Origin of the sequence: Novisyntrophococcus fermenticellae, assembly GCF_018866245.1 — a bacterium.
In the GTDB taxonomy this organism is placed as follows: domain Bacteria; phylum Bacillota; class Clostridia; order Lachnospirales; family Lachnospiraceae; genus Novisyntrophococcus; species Novisyntrophococcus fermenticellae.
In genome coordinates this window covers 3,341,573-3,360,524 of the sequence record NZ_CP076458.1, presented here as the reverse complement: position 1 = coordinate 3,360,524, position 18,952 = coordinate 3,341,573, and the positions used below count along the sequence as shown (strand labels likewise).

At 44.0% G+C, this 18,952-nt stretch carries 15 protein-coding genes; 12 read left to right on the top strand and 3 right to left on the bottom strand.

Features of this window, described 5'->3' with window-relative positions:
• Window positions 1-12: 12 nt before the first annotated feature.
• Both KNL20_RS15600 and KNL20_RS15595 read right to left on the bottom strand, forming a co-directional pair.
• On the bottom strand, window positions 13-1,893 hold the full coding sequence (locus tag KNL20_RS15600; RefSeq protein ID WP_230398617.1) for an NADH-ubiquinone oxidoreductase-F iron-sulfur binding region domain-containing protein: 1,881 nt from the start codon (window positions 1,891-1,893) through the stop codon (window positions 13-15).
• Window positions 1,890-2,369, bottom strand: a complete 480-nt coding sequence (locus KNL20_RS15595; RefSeq protein ID WP_230398616.1) for a complex I 24 kDa subunit family protein — start codon at window positions 2,367-2,369, stop codon at window positions 1,890-1,892. Before KNL20_RS15595 ends, KNL20_RS15600 begins: the two co-directional genes overlap by 4 nt.
• Before the next feature lie 227 nt (window positions 2,370-2,596).
• On the opposite strand from KNL20_RS15595, the gene KNL20_RS15590 reads away from it, so the two are divergent.
• From KNL20_RS15590 to hydE, 5 genes are all read left to right on the top strand, one after another.
• On the top strand, window positions 2,597-3,058 hold the full coding sequence (locus KNL20_RS15590) for a MarR family winged helix-turn-helix transcriptional regulator (RefSeq protein WP_230398615.1): 462 nt from the start codon (window positions 2,597-2,599) through the stop codon (window positions 3,056-3,058).
• 7 nt (window positions 3,059-3,065) lie between these two features.
• On the top strand, window positions 3,066-3,497 hold the full coding sequence (locus KNL20_RS15585; RefSeq protein ID WP_230398614.1) for a flavodoxin family protein: 432 nt from the start codon (window positions 3,066-3,068) through the stop codon (window positions 3,495-3,497).
• A 30-nt stretch (window positions 3,498-3,527) separates the two neighbouring features.
• Window positions 3,528-4,058, top strand: a complete 531-nt coding sequence (locus tag KNL20_RS15580; RefSeq protein WP_230398613.1) for a glutathione peroxidase — start codon at window positions 3,528-3,530, stop codon at window positions 4,056-4,058.
• A gap of 210 nt (window positions 4,059-4,268) precedes the next feature.
• On the top strand, window positions 4,269-5,027 hold the full coding sequence (locus KNL20_RS15575) for a tRNA threonylcarbamoyladenosine dehydratase (protein ID WP_230398612.1): 759 nt from the start codon (window positions 4,269-4,271) through the stop codon (window positions 5,025-5,027).
• A 14-nt stretch (window positions 5,028-5,041) separates the two neighbouring features.
• Window positions 5,042-6,076, top strand: a complete 1,035-nt coding sequence (gene hydE / locus KNL20_RS15570; RefSeq protein ID WP_230398611.1) for a [FeFe] hydrogenase H-cluster radical SAM maturase HydE — start codon at window positions 5,042-5,044, stop codon at window positions 6,074-6,076.
• A gap of 59 nt (window positions 6,077-6,135) precedes the next feature.
• Here hydE and KNL20_RS15565 read toward each other — a convergent pair whose 3' ends face one another.
• Entirely contained in the window at window positions 6,136-6,678 is a 543-nt protein-coding gene (locus KNL20_RS15565; protein WP_329957478.1) for a shikimate kinase, read from the bottom strand.
• Window positions 6,679-6,794: 116 nt separating this feature from the next.
• Between KNL20_RS15565 and KNL20_RS15560 the strand changes: the two genes are divergently transcribed.
• The 7 genes from KNL20_RS15560 to KNL20_RS15535 all read left to right on the top strand — a co-directional run bounded on the left by KNL20_RS15560 (window position 6,795) and on the right by KNL20_RS15535 (window position 18,941).
• Window positions 6,795-7,742 carry a 3'-5' exonuclease gene (locus KNL20_RS15560; protein ID WP_230398610.1) on the top strand — a complete coding sequence of 316 codons (948 nt, stop codon included), beginning with the start codon at window positions 6,795-6,797 and terminating at the stop codon, window positions 7,740-7,742.
• Window positions 7,743-7,943: 201 nt separating this feature from the next.
• Window positions 7,944-8,321 (top strand): acetylxylan esterase, encoded by a 378-nt coding sequence (locus KNL20_RS16405; protein WP_408637516.1) that lies wholly within the window; start codon window positions 7,944-7,946, stop codon window positions 8,319-8,321.
• Between the two features lie 313 nt (window positions 8,322-8,634).
• Entirely contained in the window at window positions 8,635-11,787 is a 3,153-nt protein-coding gene (gene ileS, locus KNL20_RS15555; protein WP_230398609.1) for an isoleucine--tRNA ligase, read from the top strand.
• 116 nt (window positions 11,788-11,903) lie between these two features.
• Window positions 11,904-14,360, top strand: a complete 2,457-nt coding sequence (locus KNL20_RS15550; RefSeq protein ID WP_230398608.1) for a glycogen/starch/alpha-glucan phosphorylase — start codon at window positions 11,904-11,906, stop codon at window positions 14,358-14,360.
• A gap of 75 nt (window positions 14,361-14,435) precedes the next feature.
• Window positions 14,436-16,778 (top strand): P-loop NTPase family protein, encoded by a 2,343-nt coding sequence (locus KNL20_RS15545; RefSeq protein WP_230398607.1) that lies wholly within the window; start codon window positions 14,436-14,438, stop codon window positions 16,776-16,778.
• Between the two features lie 59 nt (window positions 16,779-16,837).
• Window positions 16,838-17,713, top strand: coding sequence for a 16S rRNA (adenine(1518)-N(6)/adenine(1519)-N(6))-dimethyltransferase RsmA (gene rsmA, locus KNL20_RS15540; RefSeq protein ID WP_230398606.1), 876 nt, complete (start codon window positions 16,838-16,840; stop codon window positions 17,711-17,713).
• Window positions 17,714-18,026: 313 nt separating this feature from the next.
• Window positions 18,027-18,941, top strand: coding sequence for a DUF1002 domain-containing protein (locus tag KNL20_RS15535; RefSeq protein WP_230398605.1), 915 nt, complete (start codon window positions 18,027-18,029; stop codon window positions 18,939-18,941).
• Window positions 18,942-18,952 lie beyond the last annotated feature (11 nt).

Genomic DNA, 18,952 nt, shown 5'->3' with positions numbered 1-18,952 from the left:
ATTACCTCCAATCTAATCAACATATACCGCACCAAAGTTACATCCCTCCATGCAGGCGCCACAGCGTATACATTTTGCTGTATCAATCGTATGTACTTTTTTCTTTTCTCCGGTAATCGCATCTGCCGGACAGTTCCTCGCACATTTTGTACATCCCACACACTTATCTGCATTGATTTTAAACACCTTCAGTGCCGTACAGGTGTGTGATTTACACTTTTTGTCTACAATGTGTTCGATATATTCATCCCGAAATGTATTCAGTGTGCTGATAACAGGAAGTGGTGCACTTTTACCAAGTCCACACAGGGAATTTTCTTTGACAAAGTATGCAATGTTTTCCAGATGATCCAAATCTTCCAGCTCACCTTTGCCCTCCACGATGCGCTCCAGAGTTTCCAGCATTCGTTTCGTACCGATACGGCAGGGAGTACATTTGCCGCAGGATTCTCGCTGCGTAAAGCTCATGAAGAATCTGGCAACCTCAACCATACAGGTATCTTCGCCCATGACAACGAGCCCGCCGGAGCCTACAATAGCATTATATTTTTTTACAGAATCAAAATCCAGACCTACATCCAGATGATCTTTTGTCAGACATCCGCCGGACGGCCCACCGATCTGAACGGCTTTAAATGCGGCTCCGTCTTTTAAACCTCCGCCGATATCATAAATAATCTCACGGAGTGTGGTTCCCATCGGGACTTCAATCAGACCGGTATTTTCAATCGCTCCGGTGATAGAGAAGGTCTTGGTTCCAGGGCTGCCCTCGGAACCGATTGTCCGAAACCAGCCGGCACCATTCTGAATAATCTTAGGGACATTGGCATAGGTCTCCACGTTGTTCAGCACGGTAGGTTTCCCCCACAGACCCTGATCAACGGTTCTCGGTGGTTTTGTCCTCGGCATACCGCGATTTCCCTCTATGGAGGCAGTCAATGCGCTGCCTTCACCGCAGACAAATGCACCCGCACCGCGATTGATATGGAGCCGGAAGGAGAAACCGCTTCCCAGAATATTGTCACCCAACAGTCCGCAGGATTCCAGTTCGGAAATTGCGTAACGCAGTCTTGCGACAGATAGAGGGTACTCGGCACGGACATAGATATATCCTTCCTGAGAGGAGACCGCATATCCCGCAATCATCATACCCTCCAGCAGTTTGTATGGATCACCTTCCATTACAGAGCCATCCATAAATGCCCCGGGGTCACCTTCGTCGCCGTTACAGACTACATACCGCGTTTTTTCCTCCTGAGCAGCGACCTGCTTCCACTTTCTTCCGGTTGGGAATCCGCCGCCGCCGCGTCCGCGAAGGCCGGATTTATCGATTTCTTCTACCACATCCCCCGGTTTCATGTCGAACAGTGCTTTACAGAATGCCGAAAATCCTCCGGAGGCCAGATATTCGGACAGGGACTGTGCATCGTATGTACCACAGTTCTCCAGTACAATACGTGTCTGCCTGGCAATAAACGGAATTTCTTCCGGGTGCTTATATACTTTATCTTTTTGTTTATATAAAAGGTCTTCTACTATTTCATCATGTTTGACACTTTTATTAAAGATTACGGGACAATCTTCTGGTTTGACTTTAATATACTGAATGACGTGACTGCCTTTTTGGATGCGTACCAGGGGACCGAACTCGCAAAAACCCTGACATCCTGTTTTCTTAATTCCCACATGCGCCTTTTCATCATGAGGGGCAAACTCCAGAGAGATTCCAGGTTCATCTTTTACAATATCTGCAAAGGCCCGATAGATTTTCTCCGAGCCGGAAGCAACGCAGCCGGTTCCCGAACAGACAAGAATCCGGCAATCGTAGGATTTGATTTTTTCAAGTTCCTCTTGATGAAGCTGTACTACATCATCCCTGCTTTTTAAAATCATTTTGCTGCACCTCCCAATTCTTGAACTACCGCAACGGCTTTTTCAGGTGTCATCTTGGGGTGTACTTCATCGTTTACGGTCATCGTCGGAGCCAGTCCGCATGCTCCGAGACAGGATACGGTTTCTATGGTAAACAGCATATCGTCTGTCGTACGTTTATCTTTACTTAATCCCAGCTCTTTGTACAGCGCATCCAGAACAGGGACGGACTTACGGACATGGCAGGCTGTTCCGTCGCAGACCTTAATAATATACTTCCCCTTAGGCTCAAATGAAAAATTCTCGTAAAATGTTGCAACACTATATGCTTTTGATTCTGTAATACCAAGATTACTGGCAACATATGTCAGCAATTCCCCCGGCAGATAGCGATATACACCCTGAATATCCTGCAGAATCGGAATCAGAGAACCGACTGTCTTTCCGTAGCGCCCAATTACCTCATCTGCCATGTCATAATATGACTGATCCAGCATATGAATTCCTCCTCTTTTTTATCAGTTCGGCGGTAAAAAAAACTGCCGCATAAATATATTGTATCGCTGTTTGACATATTGTACAAGAAAAAAATAAATATACTAAAAATATCATCTATGTTGTTAGCTTTTTTAATAAAAATTTTCCTGTTGACAAAATCGGAAGATGTGATACAATACATTGTATAAAATGAATTGCATAAAATGTATTTTAAAGGAGGTGCATTATGAATGAATATGATGTGCTAAAGCTGGAAAATCAACTCTGTTTTCCTCTTTACGCTGCAGCCAAAGAAGTGACAAGGCTTTATACGCCATATTTAAATAAAATCGGTCTGACTTATACCCAGTACATTGTGATGATGGTTGTATGGGATGAACAGGAAGTTGTGGTCAAGGAACTGGGGAGGCGCTTGTACCTGGACACGGGTACCCTTACCCCACTTTTGAAAAAGCTGGAAAAGAAAGGATTGATTTCTCTTTCTCCTCTGCCGGATGACCGGCGCAGCGTGGTTGTGAAGGTCACGGAACAGGGGATGCGTCTGCGGGAGGAGGCAAAAGATATCCCGGAGAAAGTCGGTTCCTGTATTCCCCTGGACAGACAGGAAGCACAATATTTGTATCAGGAAATGTACAAAATTCTGGATAAAATCCAGGGACAGGATAAAAATAAGATAAGAAAGGAATGATTGCAAAATGAAAGAAGAGAGTCATGTGACAAGTGCAGTCCGTTATTTTTCACGCGGAGGCAATGCGAAAAAGGTAGCACAGGCAATTGCAGAAGAAGTTCATGTAAAAGCCGAAGCAATACCGAAACCACCGGAAGGAAAAGTGGATGTATTATTTTTGGGCACTTCGGTGTATGCAGCAGGAGTAGATGAGGCTGTACGCAGATATATCGAAGCACTGAATCCTTCCACGGTTGGAAAAGTTGTGGTATTTAGTACGGCAGCTATAAAAACTTCTGCTTATCCGCAGATGAAAAAACTTCTGGAAGAAAGGGGGATAAAGGTATCGGAAGAAGAGTTTCATTGCCGTGGTCAGTTCACGGCTTTGCATCGGGGGCATCCGGATGAGAAGGACTTGAAAAATGCACGGAAATTTGCCCGGCAGATCATACACGGGTAATAAATTCATTATATACGAGGAGGTTTAAAGATGACTGTTTATGATTTCAATGTAAAAGGTGTGGATGGCGGGGAGGTTTCCCTTTCCAGCTATAAAGGGAAAGTTCTGATGGTGGTGAATACTGCCACGAAGTGTGGACTTACACCTCAATACAAGGCACTGGAGGAATTATATAGAAAATACCATGATCAGGGATTCGAAATTCTGGATTTTCCCTGTAATCAATTTAAGGAACAGGCACCCGGAACAGATGCTGAAATCGGTGAGTTCTGTACCCTTCACTATAGTACCACCTTTCCAAGGTTTTCAAAAATTGATGTGAATGGGAAAGATGCGGATCCGCTTTATGTATGGCTGAAGCAGCAGGCTCCCGAGGATGATAAAAGGGCAGCGTTTGATAAACTCACCAAATTGTTTAATCATAAAGCAAAACCGGAGGATATTAAGTGGAATTTTGGTAAATTCTTGATTGACAGGGAAGGAAATGTTGCCGGCCGGTTTTCACCCGGATGCACACCCGACAAGCTTCAGGAAGAAATAGAGGCTTTACTTTCAAATTAGGAAAACAAAGTATACAAAAGGAACTGCGAAGCGGCAGTTCTTTTTGTATGGTGCAATACGAAATGACACTTCATTGACAGATTTTCTGCAACGGGATATAATTCTAATACATGATACCACTTTTGTGCGGAACAATCCGTAGTATCATGGGGTCAAAATTCTTTTTGATTCCCATAAGTTGATGAGATTAGAAAGAGGTAAATATACAGAATGTTGAATCAGTTTTCAAGGACGGAACTGCTGCTCGGTCAGGAGAATATGGAACGTCTGAAAAATGCAAGAGTAGCGGTTTTTGGCATTGGTGGTGTAGGCGGTTATACTGTTGAAGCATTGGTTCGGAGTGGGATTGGAACGCTGGATCTGATAGATGATGACAAAATCTGTCTGACAAATTTAAATCGTCAGATACATGCTACGAGAAAGACGGTAGGTAAGTATAAAGTCGATGTTGCCAGGGAACGTGCACTGGAGATTAATCCGGATATCGTGGTGAATACGTATAAAACATTTTATGTCCCGGATACGGCGGATGCCTTTGATTTCTCCCAATATGATTATGTTGTGGACGCAATTGACACCGTGACGGGGAAACTCATGCTGGTGGAACAGGCCGATAAAACCCATACGCCTGTCATCAGTTCCATGGGAGCGGGAAATAAGATGGATGCATCGGCATTTATGGTTGCAGATATATATGACACGTCCGTCTGCCCTTTGGCGAAGGTTATGAGAAGAGAATTGAAAAAAAGGGGAATCCCCAGGCTGAAGGTTGTGTATTCAAGGGAAAAGGCGATGACACCAATAGATGATATGGCAATCAGCTGCCGCGCGCACTGTATCTGTCCGCCGGGAACCGCCCGAAAATGTACACAGCGCAGACAGGTGCCGGGGAGTAATGCATTCGTACCGGCAGCAGTAGGTCTTATTATCGCGGGGGAAGTGGTGAAGGACTTGACATTCGGCTTCTGACAAGGTGAAAATATATGGATATAGTAGAAAAGTTTATCGGGACGCATGCGCTTACCAGGAAGGAATATATTGAATTGCTGAGATGCTCATCCGACTGTTCTGTATCGGAAAAACTGTCCGAAGAGGCAGTGAGATTAAGAAAGCACTACTACGGAGATAAAGTTTATACCAGGGGGCTTATTGAATTTACAAACTATTGCCGGAACAACTGCTATTACTGTGGAATCCGCAGGGATAATAAATATACAAGCAGGTACAGACTGACCTGTCAGGAAATAATGGACTGTTGTGAAAACGGTTATGAACTGGGATTTCGTACCTTTGTGCTGCAGGGTGGAGAGGACCCCTGGTTTTCCGATGACAGGTTAGTGGAAATTATCCGGGCCATTAAGGCGAAATATCCTGATTGTGCACTCACATTATCTGTAGGCGAAAAGTCCTGTGAAAGTTACAGAAAATTCAAGGAAGCAGGGACCGACCGATATCTTTTAAGACACGAAACCGCTGATGAGGAGCATTATAAAACACTGCATCCGGAGGAGATGAGCCTTAAGAACCGGAAACAATGCCTGTACTATTTGAAAGCATTGGGGTATCAGGTTGGTGCCGGTTTTATGGTGGGTTCACCGGGACAGACCGTGGAAAATCTCGCAGAGGATTTGATTTTCCTAAAAGACTTAAGTCCACATATGGTGGGAATCGGTCCGTTTATTCCGCATCATGAAACCCGATATGCGAGGGAAAAGGCAGGGGGTGTGCAGATGACGTTATTTCTCCTGTCAGTAATCCGGATTCTTCTACCTAAAGTGCTGCTTCCTGCCACAACTGCGTTAGGAACGCTGGATCCACGGGGAAGAGAAAAAGGCCTTCAGGCGGGGGCTAATGTTGTGATGCCGAATCTTTCACCGGTAAAGAACAGAAAGCAATATGATTTATATGATAACAAAATCTGCACAGGAGAAGAGGCCGCAGAGTGTAGAGGCTGTCTTTCACGGAGAGTAGAATCAGCAGGATATCGTCTCGTGAATGAGCGGGGAGATGCATTGTAAATAGAAGGAATGGACTATTTAACCGTGTATCGGAGCATGTAGACTGGAGCAATGAATTTTCAAACATGCTCCAGGATTTCCCGGCATACTTCAGATATGGATTTTTCATCCGTATGAATGATGACATCAGCGGCGGCCTCGTACTTTGAACGTCTTTCTTCCATTAGTTTTTCTATAAATTCGAGGTTTTTATTTCCGCTTAGAAGCGGTCGTTCATCGTTGTTATTCACTCGCTCGAGGATTGTCTGCGGAGTGGCGGTGAGCAGGAATATGCGGCCGCTTTTTTTCATTTCTGCTATATTTTGCGCTCTTAAGGGGACACCGCCTCCACAGGATACAATCGTGTTCTTTCGTGTCTGCATTTTAATCAACAGGTCCGTCTCCAGATCCCTAAAATATTCTTCCCCGTGCGTGTCGAAGATATCAGGGATGCTCATTCCTTCACGCCTGGCTATTATCTGATCCATATCCACAATATCCATCCTATACAATGAACTTAGATGAGCGGATACGGCGCTCTTACCGGTACCCATAAAACCGATCAGGAAAATGTTTTTATCAAGGGGGGCCGTCTGACCTTTGGCTAATTCTGAATCATTCATATAGATTACCTTCCGTTGTGACTGATCTTATTTTTACTTAATTATGGGTGAAAAAGGGTGAGTTGTCAACAAAGATAAGATTCCATTTCAAAAAGAATCATGGTATAATTCACTCTATGGATTATATAGTATTTGACCTGGAATGGAACCAATGCCCAGAGGGGAAAGACAGAGAGGTTCCGCTGCTCCCTTTTGAGATTATTGAAATCGGAGCCATAAAATTAAATAGTGAACGAAAGATAACCGATAAATTTCATTGTATGGTAAAGCCTGTGGTTTATCCGAAACTTCATTTCCGCACCAAAGAGATTGTGAAGAAGACGGAAGAGGAGCTTGCACATGGAGCCGTATTTTCTGATGCAGTTAAGAAGTTCCTGAAATGGGCCGGATCGGCGGCGGTCTTCTGCACATGGGGGGCGTCTGATTTAACGGAACTTCAAAGGAATATGAAGTACTATGGAGTTCTGAATCTTTTGAAAGGACCCCTGCATTTTTACGACGTGCAGAAATTATTTGCTGTTAATTATGAGACTACCAAGACCCGGCGCTCTCTGGAATATGGGATTGATTATCTGCAGCTGGATAAGGAAAAAGATTTTCATCAGGCGTTGTCAGACGCGTATTATACAGCGGAGATTTTCCAGATGATTAACTGGGATGTTGTATATGCCTATGATTCCATTGATGCCTATCAGAACCCAAAGACTAAGATCGAAGAGATCCATGCTATTTATAATGGCTACTCTAAATTTATTTCCAGAGAATTTTCCAATAAGGAAGAAGCGTTGGCGGATAAAGAGGTGACAGTGGTTCAGTGCTGCCGGTGTGAAAAACTGGCCAGAAAGAAAATCAGGTGGTTTTCTGTGAATGCAAAAAATTACTATTGTGTGGCATTTTGTCCTGAACATGGATATGTAAAAGGTAAAATCCGCATGAAGAAAACCGACGAAGGAAGATTCTTCGTAGTTAAAACGATTAAGGTCAGCAGTGAGATTGAAGCGGAAGAGGTTAAAAAGCGGAAGGAAGCCGTAGTTATCAGAAGGCGTGCAAAGAAGAATGGCTGATATCAGATGTACTATTTTTGTGACAGTTATATAATTTTTATATATTTTTACCAAAACCATTGACAAAGATGGCAATGTACTCTATACTCAACCTAAGTTGTTACTGAAAAGGCAAAACTTAAATGTTTTGCTTTTTTTTTGCGTTTATTTTTATAATAGGAGGTCATTTTATGCATTACAAACTGCCAAGAGAATATTTAAATTAAAACGGACTACTGCTACAGAAATAAAAAAGTAGATAAGTTAATTTTTAAAGGATTGGATAATACAGCTATTTATGGCTGGCATATCTATTCTACTGCCCCTGGTAATAAGCACTGTATTGTGACAACTCACGGTTACCGTAGTTCAAAGAAACAGCCTTTTCTATACCTTCACTGGCTTGATATTGGTTATGATGTATTGGTTTTTGATCTTCGTTTACAGGGTAAAGATAACGATAAATGGAGATTGATGGCGCCGGACAAAAGGATGCTTAAAGAACTTATTGAGACCTGGCAGTTGGGAATGCAAAAGAGCAAGGGGTGGGATACGTTATTCTGGTGTAATCATGAGCCATTCTTTTCGAATAAACCTTGACATTTTCTTTTACATACTACATAATTAACGATATCTACAGATTTACAGAAAAACTATGACGAAGACAGTAGGCTGCTACAAACATTCCAGCGAACCGGAGAGGGTGTGAGTCCGGTATCAGTAGTAACAGCAGAAGATCACTTCCGAGTTGCCAAGCCGAACGTGGACATATTCCATAATTAAGTGAGGACGCAGTCCCGGCGTTAGAAGGGATGCATATGATTGTATGTAACAGGTGGCTGCGAATGATTTATGGCATTCGTCCTTTTACGGGACGGGTGCCTTTTCTTATCTTATAAAGGAGGAAATAAACATGTATCAAAAAGTCGATACGAATCTGAATTTCGTAGAGAGGGAAAAGAAAACAGAGAAATTCTGGGAAGATAACCAGATTTTTGAAAAAAGCATGAAAGAGCGGGAAGGAAGTCCGATGTATACTTTTTATGACGGTCCTCCGACTGCCAATGGAAAACCGCATATCGGCCACGTATTGACCCGCGTTATTAAGGATATGGTCCCGAGGTACCGCACCATGAAGGGCTACGAGGTGCCGAGAAAGGCCGGATGGGATACCCATGGCCTGCCGGTCGAGCTGGAAGTGGAGAGAAAGCTGGGTCTCAACGGAAAGGAGCAGATCGAGCAATATGGTATGGAACCTTTCATCAGGCAATGTAAGGAAAGTGTCTGGAAATATAAAGGTATGTGGGAGGATTTTTCCGGTACGGTGGGCTTCTGGGCCGACATGGAGCATCCTTATGTAACCTACGAAAATTCTTTCATCGAATCCGAGTGGTGGGCATTGAAAGAAATCTGGAAAAAGGGTCTGCTGTATAAGGGATTTAAAATTGTTCCTTACTGTCCGCGCTGCGGAACTCCGCTTTCTTCACAGGAGGTAGCACAGGGGTATAAGACAGTGAAAGAGCGCTCTGCAATTGTACGATTTAAGGTAAAAGGAGAGGATGCATATTTTCTGGCATGGACAACCACACCCTGGACGCTGCCATCGAACGTTGCACTCTGCGTGAACCCGGACGAAAATTACTGCAAAGTCAAAGCGGCTGACGGCTATACCTATTATATGGCTGCGGCACTTCTGGATACAGTACTGGGCAGACTGGCCAAAGAGGATGAACCGGCTTATGAAGTCATGGAGAATTATAAGGGAAAAGATCTGGAATATAGGGAATATGAACCGCTATTTGCCTGTGCGGGGGAAGAGGCTGCGAAGCAGAAAAAGAAAGCACATTATATTACCTGTGACCATTATGTCACCATGAGTGATGGTACGGGAATCGTTCATATTGCTCCCGCATTTGGTGAGGACGATAACCGGATTGGACGGAAATATGGTCTGCCCTTTGTGCAGTTTGTAGACGGGAAAGGCGATATGACAAAGGAAACCCCATACGAGGGGACCTTTGTGAAAAAGGCCGATCCGCTGGTGATCAAAGACCTGGACAGTGAAGGCAAGCTGTACGATGCACCTAAGTTTGAACATGATTATCCTCACTGCTGGAGATGTGATACTCCCCTGATTTACTATGCGCGGGAATCCTGGTTCATTAGGATGACTGCGGTAAAGGAAGACTTGCTGCGCAATAATAACACCATTAACTGGATTCCGGAGAGTATCGGGAAAAGGCGGTTTGGCGACTGGCTTGAGAATGTACAGGACTGGGGCTTAAGCCGTAACCGCTACTGGGGAACACCGCTTAATGTATGGATTTGTGATGATTGCGGGGAGCAGCATGCAATCGGAAGTATAGAAGAATTAAAATCCATGTCAGATAACTGCCCGGGGGATATAGAACTCCACCGTCCATATATTGATGAGGTGACCGTAAAGTGCCCCCATTGCGGCAAGACAATGCACAGGGTACCAGAAGTAATTGACTGTTGGTTTGATTCCGGGTCCATGCCATTTGCACAGCATCACTATCCGTTTGAGAATAAAGAGCTGTTTGAGAAGCAGTTTCCGGCTCAGTTTATCTCAGAAGCGGTAGATCAGACCCGTGGATGGTTTTATTCCCTGCTTGCAATCTCCACGCTGCTGTTTAACAAGGCACCTTATGAGAATGTAATTGTTTTGGGCCATGTGCAGGATGAGAATGGTCAGAAGATGAGTAAATCCAAGGGAAATGCGGTAGATCCTTTTGATGCGCTGGATACCTATGGTGCAGACGCTATCCGTTGGTATTTCTATATAAACAGTGCTCCGTGGCTGCCGAACCGTTTCCACGGGAAAGCAGTTTCCGAATATTCGCGAAAGTTTATGGGAACTTTGTGGAACACATATGCATTCTTTGTGTTGTATGCCAATATCGATTCATTCGATGCATCAAAATACCGGTTAGAGTATGAGAAACTGTCGGTTATGGATAAGTGGCTTTTATCCCGCCTGAACTCCACGATTAAAGAGGTGGATGAAGACCTGTTCAATTATCGAATCACAGAAGCCGCAAGAACCCTGCAGTCCTTTGTGGATGACATGAGTAACTGGTATGTCAGAAGAAGCCGTGAACGTTTCTGGGCAAAAGGTATGGAGCAGGATAAAATCAATGCTTATATGACTTTATATACTGCACTTGTTGAATTTTGCAAGGCAGCAGCGCCCATGATTCCATTCATGACGGAGGATATCTACCGGAATCTGGTTTGCAGCGTTGATAAAACTGCACCGGAAAGCATCCATCTCTGCGATTACCCGCGGATTCATGAGGAGTGGATTGACCGTGAGCTGGAGGATAATATGGAGCATCTGTTGGAAATCGTTGTTATGGGACGTGCCTGCAGAAACACTGCGAATATGAAAAACCGCCAGCCAATCAGCAGGATGTATGTGAAGAGCTGCTGGTCCCTGACAGACTTTTACAAAGAGATTATTCAGGAGGAGCTGAACATCAAGGAAGTGGTATTTACCGATGAAATTTCGGAGTTTATCACCTATAGCTTTAAACCACAGCTAAAGACTGTAGGCCCCAAATTCGGAAAACTTTTAAATGGTATCCGTACAGCCCTTTCCAGTGTTGACGGCAATGAAGCCATGCGCGAGATAAAAAGCTCAGGGCAGCTGGTTCTTAATATTGAAGGAACTTCTGTCATATTATTACAGGAGGACCTGCTGATTGAGACCGCACAGATGGAGGGTTATTACAGTGAGACAGATAATGGAGTTACCGTTGTTCTGGATACGAATCTGACACCTGAACTGGTTGAAGAAGGTTTTGTACGGGAGATTATCAGTAAAATTCAGACCATGCGTAAAGAAGCCGGATTCGAGGTGATGGATAAAATCCGCGTTTATGTGAAAGACAATCAGGTAATCAAAGGAATTGTTGAAAAGCATGGAAATCTGATAGCCTCAGAGGTACTGGCGGAGGAGCTAATCACGGACCGGACCGAAGGATTTGAAAAAGAATGGAATATTAACACGGAAAGGGTAACTTTAGCCGTAAAGAGAGTATGATACCACGAAGTGCGTAACAATTCGTAGGTATGCAAACATCATACCAGAAAAACCCGCAGACAGCCAAGGGGATTACTGACGCAGAGGAAGCCGGGAGAACAGGGAGGAAAGTAAATTTGTTATATCTTGAATTTAAAAAGAAGACTTTTAAAAGAACAGTCGTAGAGAATATAAAAAATTTGTATCGCAGGCCCTTGGAAGAGGCAACGCCTCAGCAGATATTTCAGGCTGTATCCTATGCGGTGAAAGATGTCATCATTGATAACTGGATGAAGACACAGGAACGAATCACAGAGGAAGATCCCAAGATCGTTTATTACCTTTCCATGGAATTCCTCATGGGGCGTGCGTTAGGTAATAATCTAATTAATCTGACGGCCTATGAAGAGGTTAAAGAAGCTTTGGAGGAATTGGGACTTGATTTAAACGCCATCGAGGACCAGGAACCGGATCCTGCCCTGGGCAATGGCGGTCTTGGCCGCCTTGCAGCCTGCTTCCTGGATTCACTGGCAACACTGGGATATCCGGCATATGGCTGTGGAATCCGATACCGCTATGGCATGTTTAAGCAGCAGATAAAGGATGGATACCAGGTGGAGGTGCCGGATAACTGGTTAAGAGACGGAAACCCGTTTGAACTGCGCCGCCCGGAGTACGCAAAAGAGGTAAAATTTGGCGGTTATGTGCGGGTGCAGTACAGTGAAAAAACCGGCAGAAATGAATTTGTTCAGGAAGGCTATCAATCTGTACGCGCTATCCCCTATGACATGCCCATTGTTGGTTATGACAATGGCATAGTAAATACGCTGCGCATCTGGGATGCTGAGGCTGTCAATGATTTTCAGCTGGATTCATTTGACAAAGGCGATTATCATAAAGCTGTGGAGCAGGAGAATCTGGCCAGGACAATCGTAGAAGTGCTGTACCCGAATGACAACCATATGGCTGGAAAAGAACTACGGCTGAAACAACAGTATTTCTTCATTTCCGCCAGTCTGCAGACCGCAGTGAAGAAGTATAAAAAGAAGCACAATGATTTGAGAGATTTATATAAAAAAGTAGTGTTCCAGTTAAATGATACGCATCCGACGGTAGCAGTGCCGGAGCTGATGCGCATCCTTATGGATGAGGAGGGGCTGACCTGGGATGCAGCCTGGGATGTGACCACACATACTTGTGCCTATACAAACCACACGATCATGTCAGAAGCGTTGGAAAAATGGCCCGTAGATCTCTTTTCACGCCTGCTTCCCAGGGTTTATCAGATTGTGGAGGAGATTAACCGCCGGTTTGTGGAACAGATTCGTGCTCTGTATCCGGGAAATGAAAACAAAGTCGCAAAGATGGCGATCATCTATAACGGACAGATTCGTATGGCGCATCTTGCCATAGCGGGCAGCTTCTCTGTTAATGGCGTAGCCAGGATCCATACAGATATTCTGAAGAATCAGGAGCTGAAAGACTTTTATGAAATGATGCCGGATAAATTTAATAATAAAACCAACGGTATTACCCAAAGACGTTTTCTTCTGCACGGAAATCCACTTCTGGCAGATTGGGTGACTGCTCATGTGGGGAAGGAGTGGATTACCAGGCTTCCGGTGATTGAAAAGCTGGAGGATTTAGCTGACGATGCAAAGGCGCAGAAGGAATTTATGGATATTAAATTTCAGAATAAAGTTCGTCTGGCAAAATACATTATGGAACACAATCAGATTGAGGTGGACCCCAATTCGATTTTTGATGTTCAGGTAAAACGTCTTCATGAATACAAGCGTCAGCTATTGAATATCCTTCATGTGATGTATCTTTACAATAAATTGAAGGAAAATCGGGATTTGCCGTTCTATCCCAGGACATTTATATTCGGAGCCAAGGCGAGTGCGGGCTATGAACGTGCAAAATCGATTATTAAGCTGATCAACAGCGTGGGAGATGTGGTGAACAATGATCCTGCCATCAATGGGAGGATTAAGGTTGTATTCATAGAAGATTATCGTGTAAGTAATGCGGAACTGATTTTTGCTGCTGCGGATGTATCAGAACAGATTTCTACAGCCAGCAAGGAAGCCTCTGGTACGGGAAACATGAAATTTATGCTGAACGGTGCACTGACAGTAGGGACCATGGATGGTGCCAATGTGGAAATCGTGGAGGAGGTAGGAAAAGCAAACGCAGTAATTTTCGGCCTTTCCGCAGAGGAAGTTATCAATTATGAAAACCATGGCGGCTATAACCCTATGGACTACTATAATCATGACCCGGGGCTTCGCCAAGTGGTGGACCAGCTGGTCAGTGGAACATATTCCAATGGAGATACAAACTGCTTCCGGGATATTCATGATTCTCTTTTGTACAGCCGGAACGGGGCTTCGGCAGATATGTATTTTATTATGGGAGACTTTAAGGCTTATACAGTTGCCGGGGAACAGGTAGAAAGCAGATACAGGGATAAAACCGGATGGGCAAAAACGGCAATTTTAAATGTTGCAAAATCAGGAAAATTTACCTCTGACCGTACGATTACCCAGTATGTGGATGAAATCTGGCATTTGGATAAAATCACATTTTGACAAGGGGATATCGTTGTGTTAAAATTAGTTCAACTATGAACAACTCTGGGGAGAATAAATTTCGAGGTGAATACGTTGGATAAAACAGAATATCGCATGAAGTTAGACGATCTGACCAGTCTGGTGGAAAAGCAGGATTATCAAGGCGCTTTACAGATTGCAGACAGTATCGACTGGCGGCGTGTAAAGAGCATAAAGACGCTCGGCATGGTTGCTGATATTTATGAAGTGAATAAAAAGTATGAACGCTGTAAAGAGATTCTGTTACTGGCACACAGCCGTTCCGTGGTTGGAAAGATGGTATTGTATCGCCTGGTGGAGATTTCGCTGAAACTTGGGGAGACGGAAAACGCAGCCGACTATTATTCGCAATTTGTGGATGCAGCCCCCAATGATAACTCCAGATTCATATTAAAGTATAAAATATATAAGGCGCAGCGCGCTCCTCTGGATGATCAGATAGCAATTCTTGAGGATTACAGGGAAAGAGAATATACAGAACGCTGGGCATATGAGCTGGCAAGATTATATAGTCAGGCAGGCAAGCAGGATAAGTGTGTGGAGACCTGCGATGACCTGATTCTCTGGTTCGCCGAAGGCAGATATGTGATGAAGGCCATGCAGCTTAAGATGCAGTATGAACCTCTGTCACCTTCACAGCAACAGAAGTATAACAGTGAGATCAGAAAGAAGGCAACTGTAATACCACAGACAGTACCTGCGGCATCTGCGGGAAAAACGCCGGAGAATGTAAAAAAACGGCCAAAGGAAAGCACGGCAGAACTGCTACGGAAGATGGACAGTGCGGGAGCCGCCATTACGCAGGAGGCTAATAATGACAGGGCAAAGCTGGAAGAATCCGGCAGAGAAGCCGGACTGGATTACATGCCGGTGAATTCGCCCGAGTTTTTGGGTAAGACGGTGGATTTGAAGGAACAGCTTGCCAAGAGTATTCAGGAGGTGTTTTCCGGACTGAAGCTGCCCCAGGAGGAACAGCAGAAGGACGCTGCTGCATCCAGAGGAGATACCGGTGAAATCATTGTACAGGATCTGGAACCGGAGCTGATGGAGGCGGAAGCCCGGATAGAACCGGAATCCTCCGGGAAGATACTGACCAGGGCAGAATCCGGAAAGCAGAAATATTCCGATGATTCAGAATATACAGTTGAACTGGATAAAAAAATACCACAGGAAAATTTACCGGAAGAAGAGCTTGATTTGGAAGCTCTGCTGAAGGAAACGGCGGGTCAGTTTTCTGAGGAACTGTCAACCGGGGATTTCAAAGGACAGGAAGAAGAACCGGCTTTGAAACAGTCCGGGGAGAAAGAGACTGGTAATGCAACAACTCAGATATTGCCGGATTTGAGCAGTATGATACAGGATTCCCCCCATGGTGCATATGAGGAGTCTTTGAATACCATTGTGGTGCCGGATATTGAAAGAGTAGAAGAATCGGATGAGGGAGACGGAACAAAACGTTATGATCCGGTTCGCGAGAACGCACCTGATGCAACCCGGGAGATACTTCCTGAACATATAGAAAGTGAGACAAAGCGTCTTGGGGCATCGGGAAATACGGTACCGATGTCTATCGAAGAAGTACTCCATGAAGAAACTCCAGAGGAGCGCAGAATCAGGATTTTGAACGAGGGAAATCCGGATCGGTTTACGGATGAGCAGAAGCGGATTTTTTCATATTTTGCCAAGGTTCCCGGCATAGATCAGCAGATCCTGGAGGCACTTTCAGGGGTATATGAACATGCAAGCGAGAAAACGTCCAAGCATGGAAACATTGCCATTATGGGCGGATATGGGACGGGTAAAACCCGGTTATCAATGGGTGTAATTATCTCAATCTGCAAGGATTTGGGGCTGCCGGCAGCTAAGTATGCCTGCATTGATGCCTCCGATTTGAATAAAAAGGATCCTGCGGCGGTGGTTTCAAAGATGTCAGGAGGATTTCTTCTGATTGAGCGTGCCGGACTCTTATATCCCAACATCATACAGAAACTAAATAAGGCAATGGAATTCAGGACGGACAGTATGATTGTGATTTTAGAGGATGAAAAGACCAGTATGCGTGGATTGCTCCGCAACAACCCAGAATTTGCGAAAAAATTTGAGACGGTTATATCTATTCCTGTATTTACCAATGATGAACTGGTTACTTTCGCAAGAACTTATGCCAGAGAAAGTGGTTATAAGATGGATGAGATGGGAGTTCTGGCACTTTACACTCTGATTGGCAATAATCAGACTGAGAATGAACCTATGACCATAAGCAAGGTAAAATCGATGGTTGATAAAGCGATTGCCAGAGCCGGAAGAGGAACCAGAAGGTTTGGCCGGAAAATGTCGGGTAAACGTACTGATGACCAGAATAGAATTATCCTGTATGAGAAAGATTTTGATATTTAATGATAAAGGGGACAAAGTGGAAAAGCTTTTGTCCCTTTAACCAATTAAGGAGAATATATATGGAAAGACCTCTTCCTACCTTAGGAGATCCCCAAAACACCATAGCCGTACTGCAGAAGTATGGTTTTAATTTTCAGAAGAAATTTGGACAAAATTTTCTGATTGATACGCATGTTTTAGATAAAATCATAGCTGCGGCCGGGATAGGGTCCGATGACTTTGTGGTTGAGATCGGTCCGGGGATTGGAACTATGACGCAGTATCTGGCATCGTCTGCCAGAGAGGTATATGCTGTAGAAATTGACCAGAATTTGATACCGATCCTAAAGGATACATTAAGAGAATATGACAATGTAACCGTATTGAACGAAGACATTCTGAAAGTTGATTTAAGTGCTCTGGCACAGGAGAGAAATGCCGGGAAACCGATAAAAGTTGTGGCAAACCTGCCATACTATATTACGACACCAATTATCATGGGTTTGTTTGAAAATCATGTACCTCTGGAGTCTATTACAGTTATGGTGCAAAAAGAAGTAGCCGGGCGGATGCAGGTGGGACCGGGGACAAAAGAATATGGGGCACTGTCACTGGCAGTACAATACTATGCACAGCCCTATATTGCGGCATATGTACCTCCAAACTGCTTTATTCCCCGCCCTAAAGTGGGGAGTGCGGTAATTTGTCTGAAGTTACATGATAAATCTCCGGTACAGCTAAGAGATGAAAAGCTGATGTTCCGTCTGATCCGTGCATCCTTTAACCAGAGAAGAAAGACACTGGTTAATGGAATTGCGAATTCTGCAGAATTGCCTTATACAAAGGAACAGGCAGCCAGAGCAATTGCAAAATGCGGTTTCCCGGCATCGGTGCGGGGAGAGACATTAAATTTGGAACAATTTGCACTTCTGTCAGATGTGTTATTGTCAGAGTGAAGGATTTACAGAAAGCTATAGGTCAAAGAATGCAAAAGAAGCTGCCAGTGGCAGCTTCTTTGTATATATTTACTAAAGGAAGGAGTGCCGATTTTCATCGGCGTATGAAAAAGAAAATTTTTTATAAAATAATCATTGCATTGCATTGATTTATCTTATGATGTTAGTATACGAGACAATTGTGTTCTTTCCGTGTTCATCCTGTAAAGAAATCATGAACAAAATCATAAGATTTTATGTCAAATGAAAACAGGAATGCACAGCTGTCCGGAATGTGTTATAATCAGACCATCAAGCAAAGGGGATATTATATATGAGAAAAAAGATGTTTAAAAAAGGAATGGCAGTATTTATATCTGCCCTTACTGTTCTTACCACTATCTGTGTTCCGGCGGCGGCAGACAGTATAGCCGACAAACCATATCTGGCCCTTGGAGCTGATCTGAAGGAAGATGAAAAGACGAAGGTGCTGGAACTGCTGGATGTTAAAGAAGAGGATTTGGAAAATTATACTGTAGTAACTGTTACGAACGCGGATGAGCACAAGTACCTGGACGCTTATTTAAGTGCCAGTGTGATTGGCAGCCGGGCACTTTCTTCTGTAAAAGTGATTGAGAAAGAGTCAGGAAACGGACTTCAGGTAACTACAAAGAATATTACATATTGTACGAAGGTCATGTACCAGAATGCTTTGGCTACTGCAGGGCTTAAAGATGCGGATATAACAGTTGCAGGACCATTCAACATTTCCGGAACAGCGGCTTTGGTAGGCGCGATGGAAGCATATTCTAAGATGACCGGAAAAACACTTGATTCCGACAACGTGGATACAGCTACGGATGAACTTGTGACTACAAGCCAGATTGCAGAGGAAATCGGTGATCAGGATAAGGCTGAGGAACTGATTGGTGCTGTTAAAAATGCGGTAGTTGCAGAGGAGATTAAGAATCCGGAAAAGATAGAAGAAAAAATAGAGGAAACGGCCGATAAGCTGGAAGTCACTTTGACCGACGATCAGATTCAGCAGATTCGTCTTCTGATGGAGAAAATATCCAAACTGGACCTTAATATTGACAGCCTGAAAGAACAGGCCAAAGGTTTATACGATAAACTGAGCAAGCTGGATGTTGACCTGAACATCAACCAGAAGGAGGTAGATGGATTTTTTGCACAAATTGGGAGTTGGTTTGAGGGTCTTTGGAAACAAATAAAGTCCTGGTTTGAATGATTAGACATTGA

Bases quoted from the DNA above. Each gene is read 5' to 3' on its own strand.
- KNL20_RS15590 (WP_230398615.1), top strand. From the start codon at position 2,597: ATGAATGAATATGATGTGCTAAAGCTGGAAAATCAACTCTGTTTTCCT.
- KNL20_RS15535 (WP_230398605.1), top strand. From the start codon at position 18,027: ATGAGAAAAAAGATGTTTAAAAAAGGAATGGCAGTATTTATATCTGCC.
- KNL20_RS15560 (WP_230398610.1), top strand. From the start codon at position 6,795: ATGGATTATATAGTATTTGACCTGGAATGGAACCAATGCCCAGAGGGG.
- KNL20_RS15595 (WP_230398616.1), bottom strand. From the start codon at position 2,369: ATGCTGGATCAGTCATATTATGACATGGCAGATGAGGTAATTGGGCGC.
- KNL20_RS15575 (WP_230398612.1), top strand. From the start codon at position 4,269: ATGTTGAATCAGTTTTCAAGGACGGAACTGCTGCTCGGTCAGGAGAAT.
- hydE (WP_230398611.1), top strand. From the start codon at position 5,042: ATGGATATAGTAGAAAAGTTTATCGGGACGCATGCGCTTACCAGGAAG.
- KNL20_RS15580 (WP_230398613.1), top strand. From the start codon at position 3,528: ATGACTGTTTATGATTTCAATGTAAAAGGTGTGGATGGCGGGGAGGTT.
- KNL20_RS15585 (WP_230398614.1), top strand. From the start codon at position 3,066: ATGAAAGAAGAGAGTCATGTGACAAGTGCAGTCCGTTATTTTTCACGC.
- rsmA (WP_230398606.1), top strand. From the start codon at position 16,838: ATGGAAAGACCTCTTCCTACCTTAGGAGATCCCCAAAACACCATAGCC.
- ileS (WP_230398609.1), top strand. From the start codon at position 8,635: ATGTATCAAAAAGTCGATACGAATCTGAATTTCGTAGAGAGGGAAAAG.
- KNL20_RS15565 (WP_329957478.1), bottom strand. From the start codon at position 6,678: ATGAATGATTCAGAATTAGCCAAAGGTCAGACGGCCCCCCTTGATAAA.
- KNL20_RS15600 (WP_230398617.1), bottom strand. From the start codon at position 1,893: ATGATTTTAAAAAGCAGGGATGATGTAGTACAGCTTCATCAAGAGGAA.